The organism is Geomonas anaerohicana (genome assembly GCF_016458305.1).
Taxonomy (GTDB): Bacteria; Desulfobacterota; Desulfuromonadia; order Geobacterales; family Geobacteraceae; genus Geomonas; species Geomonas anaerohicana.
Genome location: NZ_JAEMHL010000001.1, coordinates 205,847 through 218,643 on the forward strand (window position 1 = coordinate 205,847; position 12,797 = coordinate 218,643).

7 protein-coding genes are annotated in these 12,797 nt (G+C 64.2%); 4 read left to right on the forward strand and 3 right to left on the reverse strand.

Features of this window, described 5'->3' with window-relative positions; translation table 11 throughout:
• The first annotated feature begins 6 nt into the window (after positions 1–6).
• The 4 genes from JFN91_RS00915 to JFN91_RS00930 all read left to right on the forward strand — a co-directional run bounded on the left by JFN91_RS00915 (position 7) and on the right by JFN91_RS00930 (position 9,123).
• A complete protein-coding gene (locus tag JFN91_RS00915) occupies positions 7–2,967 on the forward strand; it encodes a malto-oligosyltrehalose synthase (RefSeq protein WP_199387346.1) in 2,961 nt (986 codons plus the stop codon).
• A 176-nt stretch (positions 2,968–3,143) separates the two neighbouring features.
• Positions 3,144–5,123 (forward strand): alpha-1,4-glucan--maltose-1-phosphate maltosyltransferase, encoded by a 1,980-nt coding sequence (locus JFN91_RS00920; protein WP_199387347.1) that lies wholly within the window; start codon positions 3,144–3,146, stop codon positions 5,121–5,123.
• Positions 5,124–5,308: 185 nt separating this feature from the next.
• Positions 5,309–8,668, forward strand: a complete 3,360-nt coding sequence (treS, locus tag JFN91_RS00925; RefSeq protein ID WP_199387348.1) for a maltose alpha-D-glucosyltransferase — start codon at positions 5,309–5,311, stop codon at positions 8,666–8,668.
• Positions 8,665–9,123: a CHRD domain-containing protein gene (locus JFN91_RS00930; protein ID WP_199387349.1), complete on the forward strand. Its 459-nt coding sequence runs from the start codon at positions 8,665–8,667 to the stop codon at positions 9,121–9,123. Before treS ends, JFN91_RS00930 begins: the two co-directional genes overlap by 4 nt.
• Before the next feature lie 147 nt (positions 9,124–9,270).
• On the opposite strand, the gene JFN91_RS00935 is transcribed toward JFN91_RS00930, so the two are convergent.
• The 3 genes from JFN91_RS00935 to JFN91_RS00945 all read right to left on the reverse strand — a co-directional run bounded on the left by JFN91_RS00935 (position 9,271) and on the right by JFN91_RS00945 (position 12,796).
• Positions 9,271–10,233, reverse strand: coding sequence for a YihY/virulence factor BrkB family protein (locus JFN91_RS00935; protein ID WP_199387350.1), 963 nt, complete (start codon positions 10,231–10,233; stop codon positions 9,271–9,273).
• Positions 10,234–10,410: 177 nt separating this feature from the next.
• Positions 10,411–11,484 (reverse strand): SDR family NAD(P)-dependent oxidoreductase, encoded by a 1,074-nt coding sequence (locus tag JFN91_RS00940; RefSeq protein WP_199387351.1) that lies wholly within the window; start codon positions 11,482–11,484, stop codon positions 10,411–10,413.
• 91 nt (positions 11,485–11,575) lie between these two features.
• Complete coding sequence (locus JFN91_RS00945; protein ID WP_199387352.1) at positions 11,576–12,796, reverse strand: zinc-dependent alcohol dehydrogenase; 1,221 nt, start codon at positions 12,794–12,796, stop codon at positions 11,576–11,578.
• Position 12,797: the final 1 nt, after the last annotated feature.

Here is a 12,797-nt window from a genome sequence, read left to right on the forward strand (position 1 = left end):
GGAAGCATGGGAGCACCGAACCTGCCCAACGCGCGCATTCCCAGCGCCACCTACCGGCTGCAGTTCAATGCCGGTTTCACCTTCGCCGATGCCACCAGGATCATTGGCTACCTGCACGATCTCGGCATCAGCGACGTGTACGCCTCCTCCTACCTCGCCGCCAAGGAGGGGAGCGTACACGGTTACGACGTGGTGAACCAGACCATCCTGAACAAGGAGGTCGGGGACGAGCAAAGCTACCAGACCATGGTGGACGAACTCTCCCGCCGCGGCATGGGGCACATCCTCGATTTCGTCCCCAACCACATGTGCATCGAGAGCGGGGACAACATCTGGTGGATGGACGTGCTGGAAAACGGCATGAGTTCCCCCTACGCGAACTTCTTCGATATCGACTGGGAGCCGGTGAAAAAGGAATTGACCGGCAAGGTGCTGCTGCCGCTATTGGGAGACCAGTACGGCAAGGTGCTGGAAGGGGGGGGCTTGCCGCTTCTCTTCCGCGAGGGTGCCTTCTACGTCCAGTGCTATTCCCTGCAGATCCCGATCGAGCCGCGCAGCTACCTCCGCATTCTCCAGCACCGCCTGGACAGCCTGAAAGAGAAGTTCCCGCCGGATGCCGAGCCGGTCCAGGAACTATTGAGTATCGAGACCGCGCTGCAGCACCTGCCGCTGGCCACCGAGCGGGACCCGGAGCAGATAGGCGAGCGCCACCGGGAGAAGGAGATCATCAAGAAACGGCTCTGGCAGCTGTGCCAGGACGCCCCGGAGGTGGCGGCGTTCATCGAGGAGAACGTCAGGATCTTCAACGGCAGCAAGGGGGACCCCAACTCTTTCGACCTCCTGGACCAACTGCTGCGCGAGCAGGTGTACCGTCTTTCCTACTGGCGGGTCGCCACCGAGGAAATCAACTACCGGCGCTTCTTCGACATCAACGCCCTGGCCGCCATCCGCATGGAGGACCAGGCGGTGTACGACCTCACCCACGCCCTGCTCTTCAGGCTGATCCGCGAGGGAAAGGTGACCGGGGTGCGCATCGACCACGTCGACGGCCTCTACGATCCGGTCTCCTACCTGCAGAACCTGCAAAAAAGCGCCTACATCCAGTTGTGCGGCTGCGAACCGAGTGGAGAGGGGGGCAACGGGGCCGAGGCGGAGTATTTCACCGAACTTGAGCGCGACCCTTCCTACCAGCCGCTCTACGCCGTGGTGGAGAAGATCCTGATGAAAGGGGAGCAACTCCCGGAACAGTGGCCGGTGGCGGGCAGTACCGGGTACGAGTTCCTGAACAGCGTGAACGGCATTTTCGTGGACACCGAGGCCGCCAAGCAGTTCGATCGCATCTACGACCGTTTCATAGAGCGCGCCTCGGACTTCACCGAGATCGTCTACCAGAAGAAGAAGCTGGTGATGCAGGTCTCGCTCTCGGGCGAGGTCAACATGCTGGCGCACCAGTTGAACAACATCGCCGAGCAGGACCGGCTCACCCGCGACTTCACCCTAAACAGCCTGGTGCGCGCCATCAGCGAGGTCATCGCCTGCTTCCCGGTGTACCGCACCTACGCCAATTCCGCCTCGGTGCGCGACAAGGACGTGCAGTACATCGAGGCGGCGGTTTCCAAGGCGAAACGCTGGAACCCCGCCATCAGCGGCTCCGTGTTCGATTTCCTGCGCGACGTGCTCCTTTTGAAGGCACCGGAGCGCGCCAGCGAGGAGAGCCGCCGCGCCTGGCTCTATTTCGCCATGCGCTTTCAGCAGATCACCGGGCCGGTCATGGCCAAGGGACTGGAGGACACCGCCTTCTACGTCTACCACCGGCTCATTTCCTTGAACGACGTCGGCGGCATGCCGGGCAAATTCGGCACCACGCGGGAGGCGTTCCACGGTCAGAACCTGGAGCGCAACAAGAACTTCCCCCACGCCATGATTGCCACTTCGACCCACGACTCCAAGCGCGGCGAGGACGTACGCACCAGGATCGACGCCCTCTCGGAGCTGCCGGAACTCTGGCAGAAATCGGCGGTGCGCTGGAGCCGGATCAACAAGGGACGGGGCAGCCTGATTGACAACCAGCGCGTCCCGGACCGCAACGAGGAATACCTGATCTACCAGACCCTGCTGGGAGCGTGGCCTGCGGGCGAGCTGGACCAGGCCGGGTACGACGCCTTCAGGGGGCGGATCAAGGATTACCTGGTCAAGGCGCTGCGCGAAGCTAAGGTCAACAGCAGTTGGGTGAGCCCCAACTTCGCCTACGAGGACGCGGTGGTCGGCTTCGTGGACGGGATCCTGGAGCAGTCGCCAGGCAACCCGTTCCTGCGCGAGTTCCGGCCGCTGCAACGGCGGCTCTCCCGCTGCGGGCTGTTCAGCTCGCTGTCCCAGACGCTCTTGAAGATGACTGCACCCGGCGTCCCAGATTTCTACCAGGGGACGGAGCTGATCGAGTTCACCCTGGTCGACCCGGACAACCGGCGCCAGGTCGACTACGACGCGAGGATCGCGGCGCTGCGGGAGCTCCGGGCGCGCGAGGCGGAGATCGGGGCGCAGGCCCTGTGCCGCGAGCTCCTGGAACAGGGTGACAACGGCAGGAGCAAGCTCTTCCTCATCTACCGGGTGCTCAACTACCGCAGGGAGAACCGGGAGCGGTTCGATTTCGGGGAGTACTTGCCGCTCGAGGCCAAGGGGGTGCGGGAGCGGCACGTCTGCGCCTTTGCCAGGCAGGGGAGCACAAGCACCCTGATCGTGGCGGCGGCGCGGCTGGTGGCCACCTTGATCACGGAGCCGGAGAGCAGCCCGCTGGGCGAGGCGGTGTGGCAGGATACCGTGCTGATGCTGCCGGAGGGGGCCGGGGAGCGGTTCCGCAACGTTGTCAACGACCAGTCGGTAGAGGCGGAGCGAAAGGATGGCCGCAGCGCCATTCCCCTCTCGGCCCTGTTCGCGGAAATCGGCGTCGCGCTGCTGGAGCCGGTGTAGCTGCTCCCTCACCCCTGCCCCTCTCCCGGAGGGGGAGGGGGAATGGACGGTGTGATCCCCTCTCCCTCTGGGAGAGGGTGCCCGAAGGGCGGGTGAGGGCGATGCCACCGGAGGCCCTGTTCCCCCCTCCCCAGCCCTCCCCCTCCGGGGGAGGGAGCTTTTACAGAGGTGAGCCTATGGAAGGGAGAGCCCGGATAGCGATCGAGGCCGTGCACCCGCAGATCGACTGCGGCAGGTTCGCCGTGCAGCGGGTGACCGGCGACGAGATGGTGGTGCAGGCCGACGTATTCAGCGACGGCCACGACGAGGTCGTGGCGCTGCTTTTGTACCGCAGGATGGGAGAAGACGATTGGCAGGAAAAGGAGATGCGCCGCCTGGACAACGACCGCTGGGAGGGGAGCTTCGTCCTGGGCGAGCCGGGCTTTTACCAGTACACCCTGATGGGGTGGGTGGACCACTTCCGGACCTGGCAGAGGGATCTGCAAAAGAGGTTCGAGGCGGGCCAGGACGTGGCGGTGGACCTGAGAATCGGCGCCAAGATCCTGGAGCAGGCAATGGGCGAGGCCAACCAGGAGGACGCGGCGCGGCTGCGCGAGGCGGTGGCGGCGCTCTCCGCGGAACAGGAACAGGACGGTGCGGTGGCGCTGGGGCTGGACACCCGTCTCTCCGACCTGGTCAGCACCTGCTGCGCCCGCGGGCTCGCCACCCGCTACCACAAGGAGCTGGTGGTCCGGGTGGACCGCAAGAAGGCGCTCTTCAGCAGCTGGTACGAACTGTTCCCGCGCTCGCTCGGTAAAGAGGGGCGCCACGGCACGCTGCGCGACTGCATCGATCTCCTCCCGGACATAGAGGAGCTAGGCTTCGACGTCCTCTACCTCCCCCCGATCCACCCCATCGGCTCAAGCAAGCGCAAAGGTAAGGCCAACGCCGTCGAGGCGCAGCCGGGCGATCCCGGCAGCCCCTGGGCCATCGGCTCGGAACAGGGGGGGCACAAGGCGGTGCACCCGGAACTGGGGACACTGGACGATTTCCGGGACCTGGTGCGCGAGGCTGAAAAGCGGGACATCGAGATCGCCCTCGACCTCGCCTTCCAGTGCTCGCCGGACCATCCCTACCTGAAGGAACACCCGGAGTGGTTCAAGTGGCGCCCGGACGGCACCGTGCAGTACGCGGAGAATCCGCCCAAGAAGTACCAGGACATCGTCCCCATCAACTTCGAGACGCCGCAGTGGGAGGAACTCTGGGAGGAATTGAGGTCGATCGTCTTCTTCTGGATGGACCAGGGGGTGCGCATCTTCCGGGTGGACAACCCGCACACAAAACCGTTCCCGATGTGGGAATGGCTCATCGAGCAGGCCAAAGAGAAGTGTCAGGACATCATCTTCCTGGCAGAGGCGTTCACCCGTCCGAAGATCATGGCGCGGCTGGCCAAGGTCGGCTTTACCCAGTCCTACAGCTACTTCTCCTGGCGCAACAGCAAGGGGGAGCTGACCGAGTACCTGACCGAGTTGACCCGCGGTGACACCAGGGAGTTCATGCGCCCGAACTTCTGGCCCAACACGCCCGACATCCTGACCGAGTACCTGCAGTTCGGCGGGCGTCCCGCTTTCATGATCCGGCTCGCGCTGGCCGCCACCCTTTCCTCGAACTATGGCATCTACGGACCGGTGTACGAACTCTGCGTGGGGAAACCGGAAAAGCCGGGATCGGAGGAGTACCTGGACGCCGAGAAGTACGAGATGCGCCAGTGGGACCGCAAGGGGACCGGCAACATCCGGGAGCTGATCGTCACCCTGAACCGGATTCGCCGCGACCACGTCGCGCTGCAGCAGACCAACAACGTGACCTTCCTCTCTTCCGACGACGACAGCGTCATCTTCTACGCCAAGATCGCCAAGCAGAAGAAGGGTTCGCTCCTGGTCGCGGTGAACCTGGATCCGTTCCGGGTGCGCACGGCGCGCCTCAAACTGCCGCTGGAGCTGTTCGGGGTACTGCCGGGGCAGTCCTACCTGTTGCACGACCTGATCGGCGGCGATCATTCGATCTGGCAGGGCGAGACCACCACCGTGCGGCTCGACCCGCAGGTAAACCCCGCCTGCATCTACCGGATCAGCACCTGGCAGCGCCGGGAATCGGATTTCGACTACTACTTCTAGTGCCCTATCCAGAAGGTGAGGAGGGCCGTAGCCGCAAAATGATAGCAAGACGACTAAACAATCCCCTCCCCCGGAGGGGGAGGGCTAGGGAGGGGGGCTCTTGTGGGATGTGGCCACAGCGTCCCCCCTCCCAGCCTCCCCCCTCCGGGGGGAGGAGTGCTTGCGGCAGTGCTTAGGGGGCAACCATGCCATTTCGCAACGAGAAGAACCCGCTCTGGTTCAAGGACGCCGTCATCTACGAGGTGCACATCAGGAGCTTTTGCGACTCCAACGGGGACGGCATCGGGGATTTCCGCGGCCTTTTGCAGAAGCTCCCGTATCTGCGCGACCTGGGCATCACCGCGGTCTGGGTGCTCCCCTTCTACCCCTCACCGCTCAGGGACGACGGTTACGACATCGCCGACTACCGCAGCGTGCACCCGGACTACGGCACGCTGCGCGACTTCCAGGAGTTCCTCAAGGGGGCGCACGCCCTGGGGATGCGGGTCATCACCGAGTTGGTACTGAACCACACCTCGGACCAGCACCCCTGGTTCCAGAAGTCCCGCAACGCCAAGCCCGGCTCCCCCTGGCGCGACTTCTACGTCTGGAGCGACACCCCGGACAAGTACCTGGACGCCCGCATCATCTTCAAGGACTTCGAGGTCTCCAACTGGACCCGCGACCCGGTCGCCAAGAGCTACTACTGGCACCGCTTCTACTCGCACCAGCCGGACCTGAACTACGACAACCCGCGGGTGCACGAGGCGATGTTCCGGGTCATCGACTTCTGGTTCGGCATGGGGGTGGACGGCCTGAGGCTGGACGCGGTCCCCTACCTGTACGAGCGCGAGGGGACCAACTGCGAGAACCTACCGGAGACCTACGAGTTCCTGAAGAAACTGCGCGCCTACATCGACGCCAAGTACTCTGACAAGATGCTGCTCGCCGAGGCGAACCAGTGGCCCGAGGATGCCGCCTCCTATTTCGGCGGGGGCGCCGCCTGCCAGATGGCGTTCCACTTCCCGCTCATGCCCCGCATGTTCATGGCACTGCAGATGGAGGACTCCTTCCCCATCGTCAACATCATGCAGCAGACTCCGACCATCCCGCAGCAGTGCCAGTGGGCCATGTTCCTGAGAAACCACGACGAGCTCACCCTGGAGATGGTGACCGACGAGGAGCGGGACTACATGTACCGCATCTACGCCCGGGACCCGCGCGCCCGCATCAACCTGGGCATCCGGCGCCGGCTGGCGCCGCTCATGGGGGACGACCGGCGCAAGATCGAGCTGATGAACGTGCTTCTCTTCACCATGCCCGGCACTCCCATCATCTACTACGGCGACGAGATCGGCATGGGGGACAACTACTACCTCGGCGACAGAAACGGAGTGCGCACCCCGATGCAGTGGAGCCCGGACCGCAACGCCGGCTTCTCGCCCGCCAATCCGCAGAAGCTCTATCTGCCGGCCATCATCGACCCGGAGTACCACTACGAGGCGCGCAACGTCGAGAACCAGGCCAAGAACCCGTCCTCCCTGCTCTGGTGGATGAAGCGCATGATCGACCTGAGGAAGCGCTTCCGGGCCTTCGGCTGGGGGACGCTGGAGTTCATCACCCTGGACAACCCCAAGGTGCTCGCCATGCTGCGCCAGTACGAGGATCAGACCATCCTGGTGCTGATCAACCTGTCCCGGGCCACCCAGTTCGTACAGGTGAACCAGCCCCGCTTTGTCGGGTTTTACCCCGAGGAGATGTTCAGCCGCAACCGCTTCCCCGCCATCAAGGACTCCGCCTACGGCGTCATCATGGGGCCGTACGACTACCACCTGCTTCTTCTGACCGACGGCCGCGAGATGACCAAGCCGCGCCAGGAAGGGGTGCTGGAGGAGATCGCGGTTACCGGTAGCTGGGAGAACGTGCTGAGGGCCGCCGGGCTGCGCCAGTTGGAGCAATCGGTACTGCCGGACTACCTCAGGAAATCGCGCTGGTTCCAGGGCAAGAGCCGCATCATGGTGCGCTTCTCGGTGCTGGACCGGCTCCCGGTGCCCATCGACAGTTCCTCCGTCATCATCACCTTCCTGGAGGTGACCTACAGCGAAGGGGCTGCCGAGGTGTACCTGCTGCCGCTGCATTACCTTCCCATGGATGGCGGAGGCGAAGCGCTGCTGGGCGACGCACCGGAGGCGGTGATCTGCCTGCTCAAGGTTGGCGACCGCCCGGGAGTGCTCTACGACGGGCTGCACAACTCCCACCTGCGCTGGATCCTCTTCGAGTTGATCTGGCGCCGCAAGACGCTGCGCGGCGACAGTGGCAGGCTCTGGGGGCGCCCGGCTTCCGGCATGACCGCGCTCATGGAAGGGAAGCAGCCTCCGTTCCCTTCTCAGGTGGCGAAATCGGAGCAGAGCAACAGCTCGGTGCTCTTCGAGAAGAGTTTCTTCTTCAAGCTGTATCGGCGCATGGAGGAAGGGGCCCATCCCGAGGTGGAGATCGGGACCTTCCTGGACCGGGTCCACTTCCCGCACGTGGCGCCCCTGGCCGGCGCGCTGGAGTACCGGCGCAGCAACGGCGAGAGCTTCGCCCTGGGACTTTTGCAGGGGTTCGTCCCCAACCAGGGGGACGCCTGGACCTTCACCCTGGGCCAAGTCGGGCAGTTCGTGGACCGGGTCCTCGCCCAGCGCGAGGAGGCCAGGAAGTCGCGGGTGGAACCGCACCCGGGCAACGAGTCGAGCGGCTACACCACCGCCCTTTTGGAGCTGATCCAGGGGGTCTATCCGGAGATGGTGGCCCTGATCGGCAGGAGAACGGCCGAATTCCACCTGGCGCTCTCCTCCCGAAACGACGATCCCGATTTTGCCCCGGAACCGTTCGCGCTCCTGTACCAGCGCTCGGTGTACCAGTCCATGCGCAGCCGCTGCAAGAAGGTCTTCGACCTGTTGCGCAAGAACATGGCCCGCATCCCGCAGCATATCGCCGGTGACGCGGAGGGGTTGCTCGCCATGGAGAACGACGTGCTGGCGGTGTTCCAGAAGTTCATGGTGCGCAAATTCGGCGCCATGAAGACCCGCGTCCACGGCGACTACCATCTCGGGCAACTGCTCTACACCGGCGACAACTTCCTCATCATCGACCTCGAAGGTGAGCCGGTCAAATCGCTCAGTGAGCGCAGGATCAAGCAGTCGCCGCTGCGCGACGTGGCGGGGATGATGCGTTCCTTCCACTACGCAGCGCATGCGGTCATCATGCAGCGCACCCAGGTGCGCGACGAGGATATCGCCTACCTGCTCCCCTGGGTGCAGGCCTGGTACCGTTACAGCGCCACTGTTTTCCTGCAGGCCTACAAGGAGGGGGTGGCTGGAGCCCGCTTCATGCCGACCGCGCTGGACGAGATCGAAATCATGTTGCAGACCTTCATGCTGGACAAGGCGATCTATGAACTGGGTTACGAGCTCAACAACCGTCCGGAGTGGGTATCGATTCCGCTGTCGGGCATTCTCGACCTCCTGGCCGTGGGGCCGGCTGCCGCCAGGCCGGAGGGCGCGGAAAAGGGGAGAACGTCATGAGGAAGTGGCAGATGTCGATGGTGGTGATGGCCGTGCTGGCGGCCCTGCCGGCGGGGGCGGAGCAGAGGATCTTTAGGGCCAAGCTTTCGGGGCAACAGGAGGTTCCCTCGGTGAAAACCCCGGCGCGCGGGGACATCAAGATGATCTACGCGGACGGCGAGATGAGTTACGAGCTGAACGTGAGCAGAATAACCAGCCCGGTTGCGGCCCACATCCACCACGGCAAGCCGGGGCAGAACGGTCCCCCGCTGGTCGGACTGTTCGGTGGACCGACGAAGATGGGCAAATTCAAGGGGATCCTTTCCGAGGGGCTCATCACCAACGAGAACTTGATTGGAGAGCTGGAGGGTAAAACCGTTGAGGACCTGGTACGTCTTATCGATGCCGGAGAGACTTACGTGGACGTGCCGACGGCGACCTACCCCATGGGCGAGATACGGGGGCAGATCAAATAATTTCGTTCTAGCTGAGCCTGTTGCCCCGGCGTCCCCTCCCCCGGAGGGGGAGGGACAGGGAGGGGGATCACCGGCCGTCAGAGCCCTCCCCCCTCCCAACCTCCCCCCTCCGGGGGGAGGAGCTGTCACCGCTACCCCGGAGTACCACTACGATTTTGCCGCCTCTTCCTTCGCCTTCTGCTGCGACTCCGCCTTTGAATGGGTGCCGCGCTCCGCGGCATGTTCCCCTTCCACCTTTTCACCCGGCTCCTTCCCTTCCTCCGAGCTGTGCTCGATCACCGCGTTGATGACGGCACCCGCCAGGATGATCAATCCGCTCAGGTAGAGCCACAGCAGGAGCACGATGACCGCGCCAATGCTGCCGTAGGTTTTGTCGTAGGAGCCGAAGTTGTTGATGTAGTAGGAAAAGCCAAACGACATCACGACCCAGCAGGGGATGGCCACCACGGCCCCCGGGCTGATCCATTTCCACGCATGCTCCACGTCAGGCGTGAAGTAGTAGATGACGGCGACGGCGAGGACCAGGAGAAAGAGGGTGACCGGGATCAGGCCGATCACGAAGCCGACCTTGAAGGCGACACCGAAGTTGATCAGCCCGGCGATGAAGTCGGCGATCTTTACCCCGAACATGAGCAGGGCCATCGCGCACAAAATGAGCAGGGAAAGGCCCACCACCAGCCCTATCGCGGTCAGGCGCACCTTCCAGAACGGGCGCCCCTCCTTGACGTCGTACAGGTTGTTCATGGCGTCCATGACCGACACGATGGCGTTCGAAGAAGCCCACAGCGCCAGCAGGATGCCGAACGACAGCAGCCCCTGCTTCTTGTTCATGAACAGCGCCCGGATGTTGCTCTCGATCAGGGAGAAGGCCTCCGATGGCAGGAATTTGGCGGCGTTGGCCAGCATGTAGTCCATCAGGTGCGGGATGGGGAGGTAGCCGATCAGTGTGGTGAGAAAGAGCAGGAACGGGAACGAGGCGAACAGGAAGTAATAGGCCATGGCGGCGGCGTGTTCGGGGCAGTCCTCGTCGCTGAACTTGCGGTAGACCTTCTTGGCCAGGTCCATGTAGCTGGCGTCACCCAACTTGAAGTAGCTGCGCAGTGAGCACATGGTCGACTCCTTTTCAGTGTTGAAAGCCTCGCTGTTCAGTGCAGCGCTCCTCCCCCCGGAGGGGGGAGGCCGGGAGCGGGGAAGACTTTGTCAGCTGGTGATCCCCCTCCCTGTCCCTCCCCCTCCGGGGGAGGGGACGAAAGGGCAGCGCCACTTACGGTTCGCCGGGCGGCGACCTCATTGTCTCCTGCGATGGACGCTTGCCATGTATGGGGAATCTGCCGGCTGCTCGTTGTTCGCCTCGATGGCCCGATCGCTGGGGCGGGTGAGCAAGGACGGGGCCAGCTTGGAGCGGCTGTCCCAGCCGGGGTGCTGCTCGTTGTCGGCCGCAGCTGCCGGCGCGGGGAGCATCCGTGCCGCAACACCAGCGGCGAAGGATGTGACCTCGGGGAACAGGGCGTTGGCCGCGTGCAGCAGGCGTGCGGGCCAATTGATGATCAGGCGGGCTTGGCCGTAGCGGCAGGCTTCGATGATCTTATGCGCGGCAGCCGGCGCCGCAGTGGAGAGTGCCGGGTTGGCGCCCGAGATGGCGAACCAGGCGAACTCCTTTTTGTGCTGCCCCTTGAAATTGGCGTTGATGTGGGAACCGGTGCGCATCAGCCCCGGGGCTACCGTGGTGACGTAGATGCCGTCCTTGGCTAACTCGGCGCGGAAGCCGTCCGAGAGGCCGGTCAGGGCGAACTTGCCCATGGTGTAGGCCAGAAGGTGCGGCACGGCCACCAGCCCCCCTATCGAGGAGACGTTGACGATGCGCCCGCTTTTACGCCGCTGCATGTGCGGGGCCACGGCGCGGATCATGTGGTAGGGCCCCCAGGCGTGCACGTCCATCGACTCCTGGAAATCTTTCAACTCCAGGTTCTCGAACGGGGCCACCTGGATCACGCCCGCCACGTTGATCAGGATGTCGATCCTGCCGCGCAACTCGATCACGGCGGCCACCGCCTCCTCGACCTGCTGGCGCACCCCCACGTCACAGGGGAAGGTGATCACGTCGCCGCCGGAGCGTGCCAGTTCGGCGCGGGCCCGCTCCAGTTCGTCAGGCCTGCGCGCCAACAGCACCAGCCGCGCGCCTTCCTTTACCAACTGCCGGCCGATCTCCAGGCCGAGCCCGCGAGACCCTCCCGCGATCACGACGGTTTTGCCGAGGAAGTCGATGCGGCGCGCGTTGCGGCGCATGCTCCAAAGAAAAAAAGCGGCCCCGGCTCCCAACATGGCCAGGGCCAGCGCATTGCGTCGATCTTCAGATTTCATGGGCGCTCCTTGTTAGCTCTTCGTGCCCCCCCTCCCGTCAAGGGAGGGGGGGCAACCGAAGCGTTGCCGGACGCTGACGCGGCGTTGCGGCTCAGACCACTCCCGTCTCTTCGGAACCCGGCCTGGCCGAAGATCCCGAATGCTGAGGGTTCAACACGATTTTGATGCAGGAATCCTGCTTGTTCAGGAAGGTCTTGTAGGCGCCCGGCGCCTGTTCCAGCGGCAGCCGGTGCGTGATGATCGATGACGGGTTCAGCTGCTGCTCCTCTACCAGTTTGACCAGGTGCGGCAGGTACTTGTGCACGTGGGCCTGCCCCGCGTGTAGCGTGAGCCCCTTGGCGAAGATGGCGCCCATCGGGAACTTGTCGACGAAGCCGCTGTAGACCCCTACGATGGAGAGCGTCCCCCCCTTGCGGCAGGCCTTGGTCAGCTGGCGCAGCGCGGCGGCCCGGTCATTTTCCAGCCGGAGGGTCTGCTTTACCGAATCGTAGATTCCCTCTATGCCGGTGCCGACCGCTTCCAGTCCCACTGCGTCGATGCAGGAGTCGGGGCCGCGCCCGCCGGTCATGTTCTGCAGCGCCTCGGCAACGTCCACTTCCTCGTAGTTGAGCACCTCAGCCCGGCACTGGGAGCGGGCCATCTGCAGACGATCCGGGAACCGGTCGATGCCGATGACGCGCTCTGCGCCGAGATGCCGCGCCGACATCATGGCCATGAGCCCCACCGGTCCACAGCCCCAGACGGCGACGGTATCGCCGGGGTTGATGTTGCAGTTGTCGGCGGCCTGGTAGCCGGTCGGGCAGATATCGGTCAGGAGCACCACCTGCTCGTAGGGGATGCCATCCGGGATCTTCTCCAGCCCGACGTCGGCGAAGGGAACCCGGACGTACTCGGCCTGGCCGCCGGAGAAGCCGCCGTACATGTGCGAGTAACCGAAGATGCCGCCGCCGGTGTCGCCGTAAAGGTGTTCCAGCATCCAGGAATTGGGGTTGGAGTTGTCGCACAGAGACCAGAGCTCGTGCTTACAGTACCAGCAGACGCCGCAGGAGATCGGGAAGGGGACGATGACCCGGTCGCCGACATGGAAGCGGGTGACGCCGCTCCCCACCTCGACGATCTCCCCGACGAACTCGTGCCCCATGATGTCCCCTTTCTTCATGGTGGGGACGTAGCCGTTATACAGGTGCAGGTCGGAGCCGCAGATACAGGTGAGCGCGACCTTGACGATGACATCCCCCTTGCTGACGATCTGCGGGTCCGCTACCTCGTCCACCCGCACATCGTGCTTGCCGTGCCAGCATACCGCCCTCATA